Raw genomic sequence first — 16,842 nt, 5'->3', positions numbered from 1 at the left:
GTAAGCTGTGAGCGAAAATACCTTAATCGTCCGTCAACTTGGTAAACAGCGTTACATGCCAATTTGGCAACAAATGCAAAACTATACTGATGTTCGAACTGAGCATGATGCGGATGAAATATGGCTCGTTGAACATGAGCCAGTATTCACGCAAGGCCAAGCAGGTAAAGATGAACACCTACTTGCCCCTGGCGACATAGAAGTGATCAAGGTTGACCGAGGTGGTCAAGTAACCTATCACGGACCGGGCCAGCAAATGATGTACGTATTATTTAACTTACGTCGCTTGAAAATTGGCGTACGAGAATTGGTCACATGGCTTGAAGAGTGTATTATCGATACACTCAATGATTACGGTATTAAAGCCTACGCAAAAGCAGATGCCCCAGGGGTTTATGTTAACGATAGCAAAATAGCATCATTAGGACTTCGTGTTCGCCGTGGCTGCTCTTTTCATGGTCTAGCATTGAATGTAAACATGGACATGAGTCCGTTTTTACGTATCAACCCATGTGGTTACGCCGGTATGAACATGGTGCAAACAACCGACTTGAACGGCCCAGAAAACCTTGCGCAAGCAGGTGCTGGTCTCGTAAAACATATGATTAAAAAACTTAATGCGACACAGGTTAAGTATACTGAAGGGTTTGAAAACGAATGAATAAACCAGTCAAGATGGAACCAGGGGTAAAACTACGCGACGCTGAAAAAATGGCGTTGATCCCAGTAAAAGTATTACCCACTGAAAAAAACGAAATGTTACGCAAGCCAGAGTGGCTAAAAATTCGCTTACCTAAATCAACCGAGCGGATCGACGGCATTAAACAAGCCATGCGTAAGCACGGACTGCATTCAGTGTGTGAAGAAGCCTCTTGCCCTAACTTATCAGAATGCTTTAATCACGGTACAGCAACTTTTATGATTTTAGGCGCAATTTGTACTCGTCGTTGCCCATTTTGTGATGTTGCCCATGGCCGTCCGTTAACACCAGACGCCGCAGAGCCTGAAAAGTTGGCTCTTACTATTCGCGATATGAAGTTAAGCTATGTGGTGATCACCTCTGTGGATCGTGATGATTTACGTGATGGCGGCGCACAACATTTTGCTGATTGTATTCGTGAAATTCGCAAGTATAACCCAAAAATCACCATCGAAATTTTAGTGCCTGATTTTCGTGGTCGCATGGACCGAGCGCTTGAAATCTTAATAGAAACGCCACCAGATGTATTCAATCATAACCTTGAAACTGCACCGCGTTTATATAAACTTGCGCGCCCAGGTGCTGACTACAAATGGTCATTAGAATTACTGCGTCGCTTTAAAGAAGCACACCCTGAAGTGAAAACTAAATCAGGCCTAATGGTTGGTCTTGGCGAAGAAATTAGCGAAATCGAAGAAGTACTGCGTGATTTACGCGCGCATAATGTCGATATGCTAACGGTTGGCCAATACCTACAGCCATCAAAGCATCACTTACCTGTAAAACGCTACGTGCCACCAGCAGAGTTTGACGCGCTTAAAGAGTACGCTGATGAAATTGGCTTTACTCATGCCGCATCAGGCCCATTTGTTCGTTCAAGCTACCATGCTGATCAACAAGCTGCGGGTAAAGAAGTGAAGTAATCATTTTTACAGAATTGAAAAAGCCGTTAGTAATGGATTAAATCACTAACGGCTTTTTTGTTATATTAATGGTCTTACCTTTCATGCTAAACCCTTAAAGTTAATTTTAAGAGCATTTCTTCTTAGTTGTTGTAAAAATTTTTAGCATATATTTTTCAACGTTTATTTTCGTTTCGAAGCATTGCTTCTCAATTGTGCTGAAACATTATCGTTCAACTTAAGCCAATTTGTTTCATAATCCCACGTTGCTTTAAACTCTTCGCTACTCCTTGAGCTTTCTAACATTTCTCTAAAATCAAAGACGTCCGCAAAATTACTTTCATTTACGTCATAATTACCCCAGCCTCTAGGCTCCATCTTAATATACTTTAAATAATTAGACTTAAAATCATTAACGGCAGTGACTAGCTCTTCATTACTATTTAGTTTTTCTGCAATGATTGCCTTTTCATCATCATTAAGAGAACCCGTTACTGTAAGCTCACCTGACTCATTGATAGAAATACCCCAACTTTTATTTGCTAAAGAAGGCTGTTCACTCCTTAATTCAGCCATAACGCTATCATAGGGTGAAAGCATCTTCTCAACTGCTTTAGGGACATCACCACCAGGCATATACAAATGAACTGTAGCAACGCCAATATCATACATAACCTCTTCAATAGGTCTTAATATATTGGCATCTTTATTTACAGGCTTATAGTATGTTGCATCAGGCTCTTTAAACTGCCCTTTATGATAGATGTCCTTCGCTAGGCGCTCCATTTCACTTTTTAATTGCTCTTTACTATTCACTGGCGTGTTGATTTCGACCACCGAACTGTTTGAAGTAGGTTGCAATAGTGGATATGTATCTTGCGAGTTAACTTGCATATTACGTCCTTGTTTTTTTTATAGCTAAGTTGTTATCGGCTAACTATTCTTATGCTTTAACTATTCCCCCCCAAAAAAGGAACCTACTTTATTCTTTGGCTATCAGCCAAAAACTATTTTTGCGGTTTGTAATTAATCATTAGGTCAAACGGCTTTTCCTTGAGACAATCACCCCTGTTATTTTTAAAACATGGTTCTTTATGAAACTATTAGTTAGAAACTTATCACGCACTATCACTGAACATGAAATCCGCGTACTTTTTACTGAACACGGTAAAGTAGCCGATTGTAATTTAGTACTAGATAAAGAAACCGGCCAATCGAAAGGCTTTGCCTTTGTAGAAATGCCAAACGATGCAGAAGCTGCTGTAGCAATAAAAGCATTGAATCAAAGTACTGTTGATAAAAGCAAGATCCGCGTAAAGAAAGCTGACGCTTAAACGTGTTATTTTGTTGCAAAAGGCCAGCACTCTTCGCTGGCTTTTAGCTTTTTTTCACACAACTTCTGCGCCAGTCCCTTTCACCCAACGAAATTTAATTCAGCCCCTAAATCATAGTACCCAAAATCAACTAATTGTATTTTATAAAAATATCTGCGCTTCATGGCAAAAAACTAGACAGCAAAACCGACACCCCATATAGTCACAGTATGTATCCTTAAAAACCTGCAATTATGACTCCTCTTTTTAAATCGCTCAGTGTAACTTTATTATTGGGCTTAACTGGCTGTTCAGAGCCTGCTCAAGAACAAACGACGCTTGACAATACAACCAGTGTAAATTTAAGCAATATTAAACAACATATTAAAACCCTTGCCTCAGACGAATTTGAAGGACGCGGTCCATTAACGCGCGGTGAAGTAAAAACTGTGGGTTACTTAAGTGACCAATACCAAGCGCTTGGATTAACTGGTGCATATAATAATAAGTTTTTACAGCCGGTAAAAATGGCGATGGTAACCGCTGATCAAAACATGCAATTAAAAATTGGCGACTTGAGCTTTACCGCTGGTAAAGATTTTACGGCGCGAACGAAACAATTACAGCCACTTATTGATGTTCGTAATTCAGAGGTAGTATTTGTTGGTTATGGCATTAATGCGCCCGAGTATAATTGGAATGATTATAAAAATATTGATGTAACGGGTAAAACGGTTGTTGTGTTAGTAAATGATCCTGGGTTTGCTACGCAAGACGATGCGCTATTTACCGGCAACGCTATGACCTACTACGGTCGCTGGACTTACAAATACGAAGAAGCCGCTCGCCAAGGCGCAGCCGCAGTGTTTATTGTGCATGAAACAGCGCCAGCTGCATATCCTTGGGGCGTAGTTGAAAGCTCAAATACAGGCACAAAATACACCTTAATGGATAACAACCTAAACGCATCAGAACTACCGGTAATGGGTTGGCTAACACTCGATGCAACCGAGCAGTTATTTAAATCAGCAAACTTGAGCTATCAACAATTAAAGCAACAAGCACTTAACGACGACTTTAAAGCTACTGCGCTTAATTTAACAGCGAACCTTGCATTTAAAAACGAAGTGTCACATGCTAAATCACACAATGTTGTTGCGCAATTAACGGGCAGTGAAGCGCCTGATGAATATATTGTGGTCAGCGCACATTGGGATCATTTTGGCACTAAGCAAACTGATAGCGGGCCAAAAATTTATAATGGTGCAGTTGATAATGCCTCAGGCAGTGCTGCCACAATTGAAATCGCTCGTATATTAAGTAACATGCATAAACAAAAACCGTTTAAGCGCTCGATTATTTTTGCGAACTTTACCGCCGAAGAAACAGGGTTAATTGGCTCAGAGCAATTTGCCAGTGGCGAACTTATCCCTACCAAGCAGATGGTCGCTCTGTTAAATATTGATGGTATGAATGTGCTAGATGGCACCGATTACATACTGCAATACGGCAAAGGCTTATCACAAATGGAAGACTACCTTAGCAAAGCCGCAAGCAAACAAGGCCGTCATGTAAAAATGGATCCCGTGCCACAAAACGGCCTATTCTTCCGATCAGATCACTTCTCACTAGCTAAACAAGGCGTACCTGGTTTACTGTTTATGAGTTTAGGTGATACAGATCCAGATTATATTGCTCATAAATACCATAAAGAAGCTGATGATTACTCTGCTCAGTGGTCATTAGGTGGTGTAAAACAAGACATCGAGTTAATTGTTGATATCGCATCACAATTGGCAAACAACGGTGATTGGCCAAAATGGCAAGCCGATTCAGATTTTAAAACTCGTCGCGCCCAAGACCGCGCAGAATAAATTAAGTTGAGTTGGGGTAGGCATTCATCGCCTACCCCATTTTTATTAATGCCCTTTCTTATTGCGTTGTGCGCTCAATAATAAGGTTTCGGCTTTTGCCCCTAAATACACATAAATAGCCAACGCAATCAATAGCCCTACAACCGCTAACATCATATAAATTGCCGGTAATAAATACTGCGACTGCCCCAGCGCTGCCTTAAACATCGTTAATAACGCTTCAATAGACACTGCAATTAAAATAGTTGAAATAAACCGTGTGATAGTGCGCCGCGTTGAACTGTGCCTAAAGATATCTTTATGCATTAAAATTTCTTCTTCGAGAATCGTTTTACCTAAATCAAATATTGCTAACGCGAGGGTGATAAAAATGATGATCGTAAACGGTTCGAGCGGATCATTTTCTATAGAGCGGACAAACAGTAAGCTATAAATATCACCAAACACCCTACCAAGTAAAAATAACACTAAGATAAATAAGCAACTGACAATAATGCCATAACCCGCTTTAAAAAATGGCGTCATCGTGGCGCGAGTACGATCCCCCATAATAAATTCGATTAATTGCGTTAGACATACATCAATCACTAAATAGCGATTTTCGCCATATGAAGCATGTAACGATTTTATTGCTGAAATACATAAGTGATTGGTCGCGATCGAAATATAGGGCGGCGTAAAACGAGTATGTTGCTGCTGTTGGATACCTTGAAAATACGGCCGTTCACTCAAATCCTGTGAATCGCCATGATTATTTAAGGTTTTCATATACTGACGTTTAAAGCAGACATTGTTACCTAGCTGCACGCCATTTTTATCTAGACAGTATTGTAATTCTAAAAATGGGTATTGAGCGATTAAGTAACGATTATCTTGTTGTTTTTTAACACCGTCTTCTAAGCTTGCTAGCACTGAGTCAAGTAAGTCGTGGATCACGGTTTGATATTCTTGGTAACGTTCGACGCTACTGATATAACTCATTCTTGCCATGTGTTTGCTCCTAACTGCATTATTAAAAGTAATAGCAATTACGGAACCAACTTTACAAAAACTTATAAATCAACTGGTTGCATTATCTGAAGAAGAGAAAAGATCCATTTCGCACCAACCGGGTGCAAAATAAACTGCTGGACTTACTTTTTTGCAAGCACAAAAAATGGGCTACTTAGCCCATTCTTTCATTAAATCAATTACTTTTAAATTTCATCATCAGAGTCTTGCACTTGACGTTGTGCAGCTCTAGCAATGATTTCAACATAAAACGACTCTAAGCCTTGTTTTTCAATTTCGCTGATTGAGTTGCTAATTTCAGCAACGTGCACCACTTGGGCATCTTCAGCTGTGTTACCAAATTTACAATCAAATGCCCAGTAATCAGCATCAATTGGCAACGTTTTGTTACGCTCTCTTTTCAAATACTTTTTTACTTCATGCTTTGCAGCATCTACCATGCGAGGGTATTTGATTTTCTCGTGATTCAGCGTGAATGTTTTCTTCATTACGTTCCTAATTACCTTGATTTAATGATGATGGCAATAATACCAAGTAAATTGGAAATGCCATTTGGGGTCATTATAGCAATTGCATTTAGTTTGTGGATGCTTTTTTTACACTAAAATAAATAAAATATTTTTACCGATAATTATTACAGCTTAATATCACGCTTGGGCAAGGTGTAAGGGTTGATGAAGATCTGCATTATTAAGGCTATCGTAAAATGCAGCCGCATCCATTTGCGGATGATCTAGCTGTGTTTCTTTATCTAAATGACGCTTTCGCACGACTAGTTCGCAATTATCAATCACCATTAGTGGAATATGGTTTTTATCATCTCTGATCACTAATGGTTCCGGCGCAAGGCACGAACGTAAACGAATATCTGCCATGCTGCCTTGTTGTAATAGCTGTGCATTATGTTGGCCAATGAGCATATCAAATTCATCTGGAGCCAATGCTTGCTCAGGCCCTGCCCCTAATTGTTCACGTAATTGCGCTTCAGTTGGTGTTGAAGCATGTGCATCAAATGGGGTTTTAGGGAGATGAAATTGACTAAAATCTAACACGTCATGAGAAAGCATTGCCAATAATAATGCAAACTCGCCACGACGGTGTTCTGAGACACTTTTGGCAAGACGATTGTTAAGTTGACTCTCTGTGATTAACAAATCATCGATTTGCATAGACTTTAGCCGATTGCAGTTAGTAATAGATATTTATCGGCTTTATTTAATATTTCTTTAGCTTTTTTCTTTACTTAAATGCTCACTTTGCTATTATCAGCGCCGTTGCATTGGAGGGGTTCCCGAGCGGCCAAAGGGATCAGACTGTAAATCTGACGGCTCAGCCTTCGCTGGTTCGAATCCAGCTCCCTCCACCACTTTTCTTACCGCTAAGTTAAGTGGGGCCAAATGCGACAAAATTAGTGTGGAGGGGTTCCCGAGCGGCCAAAGGGATCAGACTGTAAATCTGACGGCTCAGCCTTCGCTGGTTCGAATCCAGCTCCCTCCACCACTTTTCTTATCTATCAGCAAAACTTTATTCTCGCTAACTCATTCGACTACCCATTGTAAACTCGCACCGTGTTGCTTTAGCCATTTTGTTGCTTGCTTATAATCAGGATAAAACTCACTGACGCGCTGCCAAAATGCGGCACTGTGATTTAAATATTTCAAGTGAGCTAGTTCATGCACAATCACATAATCAATAATACTCTGCGGCGCACTGGCTAATAACAAATTAAAGGTCAATTCTCGTCGTCGATTACAACTGCCCCAACGACGCTTATAAGTATGAATGCGAATACTGCTAGGTAAAGTCTCTGCCATTTGTAGGCAATAAGCATGTACACGCATTTCAATATAATTTTCTAATTGCTCATGTAAAAAACTTTCGAGCAAGGTTTGGTACATTGGCTGCTGATGCTTAACCCGTCCAGAAAGATTTAGCTGTAACACATCTCCCTGCTGATTTTTTACTAGCTGCCATGCGCTGCGCGAGCTGACACCATAAGTCAGTATCACAGGTTGTGAAAAAACCAGTACGCGATTATCTTGTAATGGGTATTGGCGAGTATCAAGCATTTGACTTTGCTTGTTAATTTGCGCATTGATCCAGTCAGTTTTACTTAGCAGCCAGCTTTCAAGTTCCTTTTTAGCAACCCCAACAGGCGCATAAACTGTGACACTTTGTTGCTGGACTTTGATAGCGACAGTTTTGCGGCGGCGACTACGTTTTAATGTATATTCAAACAAACCTAACTCTTGTAATTGACCGACAGTCATTAAACTAATTAACAGGTCACTATAATACCTTGCAAAATAACTGCTAATCTATATCTAAGTAGAATTAAATAAAGCGATATCAAACATGCCTGATAAGCCTTGTTGTCGTTATACCTCTCCCGATGGCCATCATTGTCAAGAAACAGACATGGGTTCAGGTTTTTGTTTTTGGCATGATGCCAAATTTGATAAGTCAGGCTTAGATCTGACCCAAAAATTAGAGCGCTATGCAAAAAAGGGAGGATTATTACAGGGATTGCAATTAAAACGCGCTAACCTTAATGGGCTTAATTTGATAAAACAAGATGATGAGGATGGCTTTGATTTATCTTACAGTAATTTTTATCGTGCAACGCTCACCAACGCTCATCTGTTTAATAATAAAATAGCCCACAGTTCACTGATGAAAGCCAACTTGCACGAAGCAAGCCTGCATTACTGCAACCTACAAGATACAAATTTATTGGGTATAAAACTAAACAACACCCGTATTGATAACATTGAGCTAGGCGCTGAACTATTACAGGAAAAACAAGCTAAAGCAGCGCTTAAACATACAGATAAAAGCGCAGCCCTTGACTTATTTGAACAATCAGAAGAAATATTTCGCAATTTACGTAAAGCATCAGAACAACAAGGCTTATTTGAACTGGCGGGTAATTTCACGTACAAAGAACTGCGGATGCGTCACGCACAATATCCACGAGGTTCAAAAAAACGATTAGCCTCGAGCTGTATTGATATGTTGTGCGGGTATGGTGAAAAGCCTGAAAATGTGATCCGTTTTAGTTTGTCACTGATCATCTGCTGCGCCCTGTGTTATTTTATTTTTGGGGTGATGGATGCTGGTCGTATTATGCAGTTCAATCCGGCGGCAACATTAAGTGATAATTTATTAGCCCTACTTAATAGCTTCTATTTTAGCGTGGTTACTTTTACAACCTTAGGATATGGCGATATTACTCCGGTTGGTTTCTCCCGATTCGTTGCTGCAGTTGAAGCGTTTTGCGGGAGTTTCTCTCTGGCATTATTCGTAGTCGTATTTGTCAAACGTATGACCCGATAATTACCGATTACTTTATCTGCGAAAATAAATAGTTCAGCTAAATACCTGCTATAAAACTGGTTATAAATGATGCTATCATTGCGCACAATGAAACTTAGCGAATTGATTTTAAAAAGTTTTTGATTTTGTTAAATTTTGCAGCTAAATATGTAAACAAATAACAGGCATTTGCGCAAAATTAATTAATTGTCTTAACATATATTTCAGGTGATATTAGTTATTACTGAAATAACAGTGTATTGAGCCGTTATGCTTACCGCTTTTTTTATTACCGATCACGATCCGAGCCTTCTTATTAATGGTGTTTATGACCCATTTTTAGTCGCTCTGTCTGTTTTAACGGCTATTTTCTCTGCATTTTTTGCAACTTACATGATCGATCTGGCCAAAGAAACACGCTTCAAAAGTTATCAAAAATTAGCCAACTCAACGGCTTCCTTGGTACTTTCTGGCGGTATTTGGAGTATGCATTTTATTGGTATGTTGGCATTTTCACTGTGTACAAATATCAGCTACGACCCAACACTCACCTTTTTATCTTTCATTCCAGCATTTTTAGCCTGCCTAACTGGCGTGTCATTATTAGTAAAAAATAACGCCACTATTTTCAGTTTAATACTGCCCTCGGTACTACTCGGCGCAGGTATCGGCACTATGCATTACAGTGGTATGGCAGCAATGGAATTGAGCCCGCTGCTACGCTACGATCCATTGATGTTTGGGTTGTCAATTATCGTTGCCGTTGTACTGGCGTTTATATCTTTATATGCTCGCTTTAATATTAAAAAGCACCTCCCAACACTAAATTCTTTGCAGACGCGGTTGATCAGCGCAATCATTTTGGGTTTTGCTGTTGCAGGTATGCATTACATGGGAATGGCGGCAACACGGTTTGTTGCAACCTCGCCATTAATTGGTAATGACAGCGCCAGCTCAGAACTTACATTTGTTGCTATTAGCGTAGTGTTCGCCACCATTATTCTAACCGCGATAGTTGCTATCATTAACGGTATGGTACGCTATCGCATGTTACTTGAAGAAAAAACAGGGAATGAATCTCGCTTAGAGGCTATTTTATCGACCGCTATAGATGGCATTGTAACAATTAACAATCGCGGTATTATCTTAAGCTTTAATAACGCTGCAGAGAATATTTTCGGCTGGCATAGCACTGATGTAAAGGGTAAAAACATAAAAATGCTGATGGCAGATGATATCGCAGCCGAGCATGATGAATATCTATTAAAGGCACATCACATCGATTTAGGTAAAGTTATTGGCGTCAATCGTGATGTTCTTGCTAAACATAAACAAGGTCACCTATTTCCTATTCGCTTAGGTATTGGTGAAGCAAACCAGCCAGGACAAGAGTCAATATTTGTTGGCTTTATTACTGACTTGACTGAGCAACGCAAACTACAACAAAACCTCATAGCGAAAGAACAACAATACCGCTCGCTGATGAATAATATGCCTGGCGTGGTATTTCGCTGCCAGTTGGATAAAAGCTGGAGCATGATTTTTATTAGCCCTAGCATTAATGAAGTAACTGGCTATGTCCCATCGGAATTTATCAATCAGCATATTCAGTTTAGTGATTTGATTTTTAAAGATGATAACAAACGCATCAATAAATCGGTCGAGCAAGCGATCGCTGCTAAATCGCAATACTCAATTGAATACCGACTACGTCATCGAAGTGGCAAGCTAATTTGGGTGCTTGAGAAAGGTAGCTTTGAGTTCAACAAGCAAGGTGAAGCGATTTGGATCGACGGCGTTATTATCGATATTAGTGAACGTCGTGAATACGAAGATAAATTAAAGTTGGCGAAAATAGCCGCCGAAGATGCAGCTCAAGCCAAACAGTCATTTATGGCGAATATGAGTCACGAAATTCGCACACCGATGAATTCGATTATTGGCTTTAGTGATTTATTGATGGATACACCACTTGATCAAGACCAACAAAAGCACTTAATTATCGTAAATAATGCGGCTCGCTCGCTGTTACGGCTATTAAATGAAATATTGGATTCTGCAAAACTTGAAAAAGGTAAGCTGACCATTGAATTAGTGCATTTTAATCTTCAAGCGGTGCTTGATAGTATTATTTCTACATTTTGGTTAGAAGCAAAAAAGAAAGATCTAGAACTAACACTTACCATCAAAGAGTCTGTTCACCCTACTTATTACGGTGATCCAGACCGAATTCGCCAAGTTTTAACAAATTTAATTGGTAATGCAGTTAAGTTTACAGCTCAGGGCTCAGTGAATGTCACTGTCAGTACGACACAAAATAATTACTTATTTTTTGAAGTACAAGATACCGGTATTGGTATTGCTAAAGATCGTCTTAAAGCGGTATTTCAGCCTTTTGAACAAGCTGACGGGACTACTACACGTCGTTTTGGTGGCACTGGACTTGGTACTACTATCAGTAAGCAACTCGTTGAGCTGATGGGTGGCATAATCAACGTAGTCAGTGAAGAAGATAAAGGCAGCTGCTTTTATTTTTCATTGCCTTTAGAGGTCGGTGATGAAACCCAAGTCAATTACTTTGATAAGTTGTATACGCAATTACCTAAGCTGCGCATTTTAGTCGTTGATGACATAGCACAAAATGTTGAGCTACTACAGTTATTATTGTCGCGAGATCAGCATACGATTAGCTCTGCAAGCAACGGCTTAGAAGCGATCGCTATTTTTGAAAAACAAGATTTTGATGTCATTTTAATGGATATCCATATGCCTGAATGTGACGGTATTGCCGCGACCGAAAAAATTCGTGAAATTGAGCAACAACGACAGCTAAAAAAGACTCCGATCATTGCGCTCACCGCCAGTGTCTTACAGCAAGATAAATTAACGGCTAAAAAAGCGGGTATGAATGGCTTCGCCAATAAGCCTGTTGATATCAATCAATTGAATCAAGAGATTGCGCAAGTGCTTGGCTTTGGTTTAAATATAGAAACGCAAATTGCTCACAGTGATCCCACAGCACAGCATATTGATTTTAAAAAAGGACAGCAACTTTGGGGCAGTAAGTGTAAACAGCTGAGCGAAATACACCGTTTTTTTAAAGAGCAGCAGGCAACATGTGACATTATCTTTAATGATGGACTAAATGCCTTAAAAGATATTAATGGCACATTACATACCCTTAAAGGCTTATCTGGTAATTTAGGTTTACCGACTATGATGGCCCTACTTTCAACCTTAGAAAACAGCCAAGCCCCTGAGCAGCAGGCGCAAATAATTCAGCAATTGCAGATAGAGTTTAATGCGGTCAATGAGTTGTTAGCTAGAAAAACCAGCAGCTGTATAGCAGTGCAAAGCAGCGAAAAAAATACCCAAGTACTATCGCTCAGCGAATTTAAAATACTGTGTGAACAACTGCGTAAAGACGCAGAAAATGCAGAGCTCAATGATGAGTTGTTAGCAACATTAGCAGACAATGCCCCCGCTACTTATCAAAGTGATGTGGATGCATTAATCGAATATTTCGACCAGTTTGACTTTGACAATGCCCAGAGTACTCTTATTGCATTAATAGAGCTGCTCAATCAGGCAGCAAATTTGGAAACACACTGATGGACTTAATAACCGAACGCCCACGAATTCTTATTGTTGATGATGAACCCGCCAACCTTAAAGTCATGCGCGAAGTATTAGGGAATCAATATCGCCTCTCTTTTGCTAAATCGGGTGATGCCGCGCTCGCGTTAGTTGAAAAAGAGCCACCCAAACTCATTCTACTCGATATTATGATGCCAAATATGAGTGGTTTTGAAGTATGTCAGCTGCTTAAACAAAACCCTGCTACTGAGCATATTCCAGTCATTTTTGTGACTGCACTTGCGGATGAAAGTGATGAGTTTAAAGGTTTTGAAATTGGCGCGGTAGATTACATAACCAAGCCTATTAGTCCTGCAATCGTAAGAGCGCGTGTTAAAACTCATTTATCCCTAGTTCAGGCTGAGCAGCTAAAGTTGGCTCACGTTGATTTAGTCCATCGTTTAGGGTGCGCTGCCGAGTATAAAGACACCGATACTGGCGAGCATATTGTGCGCATGAGTAAATACAGTAAAATTTTAGCACTAGCCTATGGAATGACTGAACAACATGCTGAGCTTCTCAAACAAGCAGCACCGATGCATGACATTGGTAAAATCGGCATTCCCGATGCAATCTTGCTTAAACCAGGGAAATTAACAGCCGAAGAATTTGAACACATGAAACAGCATGCCAAAATCGGCGCTAAAATTTTAGCAAACTCGTCATCGCCGTTATTGCAGCTCGCCTATATACTTGCGATGGAGCATCATGAAAAATGGGATGGATCAGGTTATCCAAACGGTCTTAAAGGTGAGGAAATTTCGATTGAAGGACGTATTGTGGCAATCGCCGATGTATTCGATGCACTTACCTCTAAACGTCCCTATAAGCAAGCTTGGAGCGTTGATGAAGCCATAAGTCATATGCGCGAGCAAGCTGGTAAACACTTTGATCCTCAGCTTATCGCACTATTTGAAGGCCAGCTAGATGCTGTTTTAGCAGTGTACTCTGCCTACCAAAGCTAACCATATGCTAGATGTTGGCCGAGATATATGCATAGTCATGAGAGGTGATTTCATGACTATTACCACTTAAATCCTGAAAATAAACAGAGTATGTAACTTTGTGATCAGCAACCACGGTTTTAATATTTAAGTCAGCCAAATGCTTAAGCCAAGCGATAAACTGCTCTCCAGATGCGCCAAATGCAATCCCTTTACTACTGCCCTCTCGCTCAAATAACGCTAAGCGAATAGTTGCCGCAGGATCTTCTAGTGTTAAAGGCCCAGTACCCTCATCCCAAAAAGCAAGCTCTGGCACAATATTAAATCCAAGGACTGTTTTGTACCACGTGACGGCTTGCGCAAGGTTAGTCACATTTAAATGGCAATGATCGACACCAGATAAAGTAGGCATTGCCATTAGCCAATCTCCGACTTAAGTTGTTCAATAAATACCTGCATATATTCAGTACGACGCACCGCTTCTGCTTTTGCTGAAGGTGTATTCATACTCTGTGCAATATGTAATAGCTTGATGAAGAAGTGATCTAATGTATACAAGCTGTCATCCGGGCTGCGGTGGGCGCAAAATGGATCGTCAGGGTGATATAAATTGCGTCCGATTGAGCCCCCTACTTTCATACAGCGGCTGACACCAATTGCTCCTAAAGCATCCATACGATCAGCATCTTGAACGATTTGTGCTTCCACACTTTCAATTGCAATGTTAGCACTAAAACTATGGGCTACAATAGCATGATGAATGGCATCAAAATATTGCGCGTCGTACCCTATTGACGCTAAAAATGAAATTGCTTTATCTGCGGCCATTGTTGAAGCTTTAGCGCGATCCGGGTGGTTTTTAGCCACTGCAACACAGTCATGCAACCATGCTGCGGGTAACACCACGTCCATCGAAGCATCTTCAGCAAAGCAGAGCTGTTTTGCAACACGCACGACTCGTTCAATATGGGTAATATCGTGGGCGACATCAGCACTCACTAACGACAAAATAAAAGCACGGCAATGATTTTCTAGCTGTTGCAACGGCTCAGATAATACTAAAACGGGCAAACGTTGTTCCATAAATCCTGTAATTTCAAATTAATGCATTGAATTACTGTTACTTTACCGCGGTTATAGGCTGTTGTGCAAAACATTCATTGTATGTTCGAGCCTGCTTCACTAAAATACGCTCTTAATTTATCCGTAATGAGAAGCCTAATGTCATCTGTCGTATACCTAGAAGCTGGTCGTGAAAAATCACTAAAAAGAAAACACCCATGGTTGTTTTCAAAAGCCATCAAAAAAATAAAAGGTAAGCCAGGTTTAGGTGACACAGTGACCATTCACGATAGTAATGGTAAATTTTTAGCTACAGCGGCTTACAGTCCGCACTCACAGATCCGCGCGCGTGTTTGGAGCTTTGATGAAACAGAAATCATCGACCAAGCTTTTTTTGAACGTCGCTTACGTCGTGCCTTTGCGGCACGCGAGCAAGTAATTACTGAAGGTGGCTTAACGGGATTTCGGTTATGTGCCGCCGAGTCTGATTTTTTACCAGGTGTAACCATTGATAAATTTGACAACTTTTTAGTGTGTCAGTTATTAAGTGCCGGTGCTGAGCGCCATAAAGGTGAAATAGTTGGCGCTTTAATCGCTATTTTCCCAGGCTGTAACGTGTATGAGCGCTCTGATGTCGATGTGCGCACCAAAGAAGGCTTAGAGCCGACTATGGGCGTGTTATGGGGTAATAAGCCTGAGCAGCCAGTATTAATTGAAGAAAATGGTTTTAAAATTGAAGTAGACATTCTCGAAGGTCATAAAACCGGTTTCTACCTTGATCAACGTGATAGCCGTGCTGCATTAGAGCGTTTTTCAAAAGATAAAAGAGTACTTAACTGTTTTAGCTACACTGGTACCTTTTCATTGTATGCGCTGCGTGGCGGCTGCGAGCATGTTACTAACGTTGACGTATCGCAACCCGCGCTTGATACCGCAAAACGTAATGTCGAGCACAATAATCTTGATTTAGATAAAGTTGACTTCATAAAACAAGATGTATTTAAATTACTACGCCAATACCGTGAAGATGGGGTGTTATTCGATACTATCGTTATGGACCCACCTAAATTTGCTGATAACAAAGCACAACTAACGGGTGCGTGTCGTGGCTATAAAGATATCAATATGATTGCCATGCAAATTCTTAAACCAGGTGGTACGTTGCTTACGTTCTCATGTTCAGGTTTAATGGAGCAAAATTTATTTCAAAAAGTGGTTGCTGATGCAGCCCTTGATGCTGGTAAGGATTTGTTGATCATGGAGCGTTTAAACCAAGCTGCTGATCATCCAATCGCAGGCAGTTACCCTGAAGGTTTTTACCTAAAAGGCCTGATCTGTAAAGTTTACTAAACTGACTGCAACTAATTAACCTGAGTTCATCAGGTTAATTAAACTGCATTATTTCTAGCCCAGCGGTTACCGTGCCATCACTTTCTTTGCTGGCACGAACGACTTTTGCTGTTGCATCAAGTGGTGCAATGGCAGGGCTGGTCGAATCAATATTCACCTTCACAATGGTGCCCAGTTCAAGTAATTCATCCAACTGCAGTGACAACCCAGTTGCACTTAAATTGACACATACAGCATCAAAATGTTGATCAGCGACTGGCTCAAGTGTGGTTAATTTTGCCTGTGCATTTAATTGCATACGTCTAAAATTACGTTTATCTTCATTTAGCATAATAACTCCTAAACAACCGTATTGATTTTTTCTAATAACCCCACGACCGAAAAAGGCTTCACCACATAGGCATCGCAACCGGCATCAAAACCAGCTTGTTGTTCCTGTACGGATTCTAAGCCTGACACCATAACAACAGGAATATTACGAGTTTCAGGGGTGTTCTTCAACATTCGACACGTGTCGTAACCATCTAGGCCGGGCATACATACATCGAGTAAAATCGCATCCGGTGGATTTGCAATAGCCGACGATAAACAGCTCTTACCTGATTCAGCATAACTGAGCTCAAAATCCGCTGATAAAGCGACTTTGAGCATTTCAAAATTAAAGTACTCGTCATCTACAACTAGTAAACGCGGGTGTGTATTAGCGGATGAGCGCATGGTTAATATCAGTTCCTT

The 16,842-nt window shown here is 40.5% G+C and carries 17 protein-coding genes and 2 tRNA genes; 10 read left to right on the top strand and 9 right to left on the bottom strand.

Going from position 1 to position 16,842, the window contains the following annotated elements; translation table 11 throughout:
• Nucleotides 1-7: 7 nt before the first annotated feature.
• Entirely contained in the window at nt 8-661 is a 654-nt protein-coding gene (gene lipB, locus H5200_RS10380; protein ID WP_145240535.1) for a lipoyl(octanoyl) transferase LipB, read from the top strand.
• A complete protein-coding gene (lipA, locus tag H5200_RS10375) occupies nt 658-1,623 on the top strand; it encodes a lipoyl synthase (protein ID WP_145240533.1) in 966 nt (321 codons plus the stop codon). Before lipB ends, lipA begins: the two co-directional genes overlap by 4 nt.
• Nucleotides 1,624-1,785: 162 nt before the next feature.
• On the opposite strand, the gene H5200_RS10370 is transcribed toward lipA, so the two are convergent.
• Entirely contained in the window at nt 1,786-2,496 is a 711-nt protein-coding gene (locus H5200_RS10370; RefSeq protein ID WP_182761447.1) for a hypothetical protein, read from the bottom strand.
• Between the two features lie 200 nt (nt 2,497-2,696).
• Between H5200_RS10370 and H5200_RS10365 the strand changes: the two genes are divergently transcribed.
• Nucleotides 2,697-2,936 (top strand): RNA-binding protein, encoded by a 240-nt coding sequence (locus H5200_RS10365; RefSeq protein ID WP_145241401.1) that lies wholly within the window; start codon nt 2,697-2,699, stop codon nt 2,934-2,936.
• Between the two features lie 233 nt (nt 2,937-3,169).
• Nucleotides 3,170-4,789 carry a M28 family metallopeptidase gene (locus H5200_RS10360; protein WP_182761446.1) on the top strand — a complete coding sequence of 540 codons (1,620 nt, stop codon included), beginning with the start codon at nt 3,170-3,172 and terminating at the stop codon, nt 4,787-4,789.
• A 45-nt stretch (nt 4,790-4,834) separates the two neighbouring features.
• On the opposite strand, the gene H5200_RS10355 is transcribed toward H5200_RS10360, so the two are convergent.
• The 3 genes from H5200_RS10355 to H5200_RS10345 form a co-directional block, all read right to left on the bottom strand.
• On the bottom strand, nt 4,835-5,779 hold the full coding sequence (locus H5200_RS10355) for a general glycosylation pathway protein (protein ID WP_182718133.1): 945 nt from the start codon (nt 5,777-5,779) through the stop codon (nt 4,835-4,837).
• A 206-nt stretch (nt 5,780-5,985) separates the two neighbouring features.
• On the bottom strand, nt 5,986-6,288 hold the full coding sequence (locus H5200_RS10350) for a DUF6172 family protein (RefSeq protein ID WP_145241408.1): 303 nt from the start codon (nt 6,286-6,288) through the stop codon (nt 5,986-5,988).
• Between the two features lie 159 nt (nt 6,289-6,447).
• Entirely contained in the window at nt 6,448-6,969 is a 522-nt protein-coding gene (locus H5200_RS10345; RefSeq protein WP_182718134.1) for a VC2046/SO_2500 family protein, read from the bottom strand.
• A 112-nt stretch (nt 6,970-7,081) separates the two neighbouring features.
• Here H5200_RS10345 and H5200_RS10340 point away from each other — a divergent pair.
• Nucleotides 7,082-7,166: transfer RNA gene (locus H5200_RS10340), tRNA-Tyr, on the top strand.
• 49 nt (nt 7,167-7,215) lie between these two features.
• Nucleotides 7,216-7,300, top strand: a tRNA-Tyr gene (locus H5200_RS10335).
• Nucleotides 7,301-7,338: 38 nt separating this feature from the next.
• Here the strand turns inward: H5200_RS10335 and H5200_RS10330 are convergent.
• On the bottom strand, nt 7,339-8,070 hold the full coding sequence (locus tag H5200_RS10330) for a M48 family metallopeptidase (RefSeq protein WP_182718135.1): 732 nt from the start codon (nt 8,068-8,070) through the stop codon (nt 7,339-7,341).
• An 85-nt stretch (nt 8,071-8,155) separates the two neighbouring features.
• Here H5200_RS10330 and H5200_RS10325 point away from each other — a divergent pair, with 85 nt between their 5' ends.
• From H5200_RS10325 to H5200_RS10315, 3 genes are all read left to right on the top strand, one after another.
• A complete protein-coding gene (locus H5200_RS10325) occupies nt 8,156-9,136 on the top strand; it encodes an ion channel (RefSeq protein ID WP_145241414.1) in 981 nt (326 codons plus the stop codon).
• A 249-nt stretch (nt 9,137-9,385) separates the two neighbouring features.
• The gene (locus H5200_RS10320) at nt 9,386-12,727 is read left to right on the top strand and encodes an MHYT domain-containing protein (RefSeq protein WP_182718136.1); all 3,342 of its coding nucleotides are present in this window, start codon (nt 9,386-9,388) and stop codon (nt 12,725-12,727) included.
• Nucleotides 12,727-13,716 (top strand): two-component system response regulator, encoded by a 990-nt coding sequence (locus H5200_RS10315; protein ID WP_182761445.1) that lies wholly within the window; start codon nt 12,727-12,729, stop codon nt 13,714-13,716. The genes H5200_RS10320 and H5200_RS10315 overlap by 1 nt, the downstream gene beginning before the upstream one ends.
• 7 nt (nt 13,717-13,723) lie before the next feature.
• Here the strand turns inward: H5200_RS10315 and H5200_RS10310 are convergent, their stop codons facing one another.
• Nucleotides 13,724-14,113, bottom strand: a complete 390-nt coding sequence (locus H5200_RS10310; RefSeq protein ID WP_145241420.1) for a VOC family protein — start codon at nt 14,111-14,113, stop codon at nt 13,724-13,726.
• Complete coding sequence (locus H5200_RS10305; protein WP_145241422.1) at nt 14,113-14,778, bottom strand: HD domain-containing protein; 666 nt, start codon at nt 14,776-14,778, stop codon at nt 14,113-14,115. Before H5200_RS10305 ends, H5200_RS10310 begins: the two co-directional genes overlap by 1 nt.
• 138 nt (nt 14,779-14,916) lie before the next feature.
• On the opposite strand from H5200_RS10305, the gene H5200_RS10300 reads away from it, so the two are divergent.
• The gene (locus H5200_RS10300) at nt 14,917-16,107 is read left to right on the top strand and encodes a class I SAM-dependent methyltransferase (RefSeq protein ID WP_145241424.1); all 1,191 of its coding nucleotides are present in this window, start codon (nt 14,917-14,919) and stop codon (nt 16,105-16,107) included.
• Between the two features lie 34 nt (nt 16,108-16,141).
• Here the strand turns inward: H5200_RS10300 and H5200_RS10295 are convergent, their stop codons facing one another.
• Both H5200_RS10295 and H5200_RS10290 read right to left on the bottom strand, forming a co-directional pair.
• Nucleotides 16,142-16,438: a PilZ domain-containing protein gene (locus H5200_RS10295; protein WP_182761444.1), complete on the bottom strand. Its 297-nt coding sequence runs from the start codon at nt 16,436-16,438 to the stop codon at nt 16,142-16,144.
• Between the two features lie 8 nt (nt 16,439-16,446).
• Nucleotides 16,447-16,824: a PleD family two-component system response regulator gene (locus H5200_RS10290; RefSeq protein ID WP_145241521.1), complete on the bottom strand. Its 378-nt coding sequence runs from the start codon at nt 16,822-16,824 to the stop codon at nt 16,447-16,449.
• Between the last annotated feature and the right edge of the window lie 18 nt (nt 16,825-16,842).

Origin of the sequence: Pseudoalteromonas sp. SG43-7, from assembly GCF_014164295.1 — a bacterium.
Classification (GTDB): domain Bacteria; phylum Pseudomonadota; class Gammaproteobacteria; order Enterobacterales; family Alteromonadaceae; genus Pseudoalteromonas; species Pseudoalteromonas rhizosphaerae.
This window is presented reverse-complemented; position numbering and strand designations above follow the sequence as displayed.

Bases quoted from the DNA above. Each gene is read 5' to 3' on its own strand.
- lipA (WP_145240533.1), top strand. From the start codon at position 658: ATGAATAAACCAGTCAAGATGGAACCAGGGGTAAAACTACGCGACGCT.
- H5200_RS10370 (WP_182761447.1), bottom strand. From the start codon at position 2,496: ATGCAAGTTAACTCGCAAGATACATATCCACTATTGCAACCTACTTCA.
- H5200_RS10365 (WP_145241401.1), top strand. From the start codon at position 2,697: ATGAAACTATTAGTTAGAAACTTATCACGCACTATCACTGAACATGAA.
- H5200_RS10360 (WP_182761446.1), top strand. From the start codon at position 3,170: ATGACTCCTCTTTTTAAATCGCTCAGTGTAACTTTATTATTGGGCTTA.
- H5200_RS10355 (WP_182718133.1), bottom strand. From the start codon at position 5,779: ATGGCAAGAATGAGTTATATCAGTAGCGTCGAACGTTACCAAGAATAT.
- H5200_RS10350 (WP_145241408.1), bottom strand. From the start codon at position 6,288: ATGAAGAAAACATTCACGCTGAATCACGAGAAAATCAAATACCCTCGC.
- H5200_RS10345 (WP_182718134.1), bottom strand. From the start codon at position 6,969: ATGCAAATCGATGATTTGTTAATCACAGAGAGTCAACTTAACAATCGT.
- H5200_RS10330 (WP_182718135.1), bottom strand. From the start codon at position 8,070: ATGACTGTCGGTCAATTACAAGAGTTAGGTTTGTTTGAATATACATTA.
- H5200_RS10325 (WP_145241414.1), top strand. From the start codon at position 8,156: ATGCCTGATAAGCCTTGTTGTCGTTATACCTCTCCCGATGGCCATCAT.
- H5200_RS10320 (WP_182718136.1), top strand. From the start codon at position 9,386: ATGCTTACCGCTTTTTTTATTACCGATCACGATCCGAGCCTTCTTATT.
- H5200_RS10315 (WP_182761445.1), top strand. From the start codon at position 12,727: ATGGACTTAATAACCGAACGCCCACGAATTCTTATTGTTGATGATGAA.
- H5200_RS10310 (WP_145241420.1), bottom strand. From the start codon at position 14,113: ATGGCAATGCCTACTTTATCTGGTGTCGATCATTGCCATTTAAATGTG.
- H5200_RS10305 (WP_145241422.1), bottom strand. From the start codon at position 14,778: ATGGAACAACGTTTGCCCGTTTTAGTATTATCTGAGCCGTTGCAACAG.
- H5200_RS10300 (WP_145241424.1), top strand. From the start codon at position 14,917: ATGTCATCTGTCGTATACCTAGAAGCTGGTCGTGAAAAATCACTAAAA.
- H5200_RS10295 (WP_182761444.1), bottom strand. From the start codon at position 16,438: ATGCTAAATGAAGATAAACGTAATTTTAGACGTATGCAATTAAATGCA.
- H5200_RS10290 (WP_145241521.1), bottom strand. From the start codon at position 16,824: ATGCGCTCATCCGCTAATACACACCCGCGTTTACTAGTTGTAGATGAC.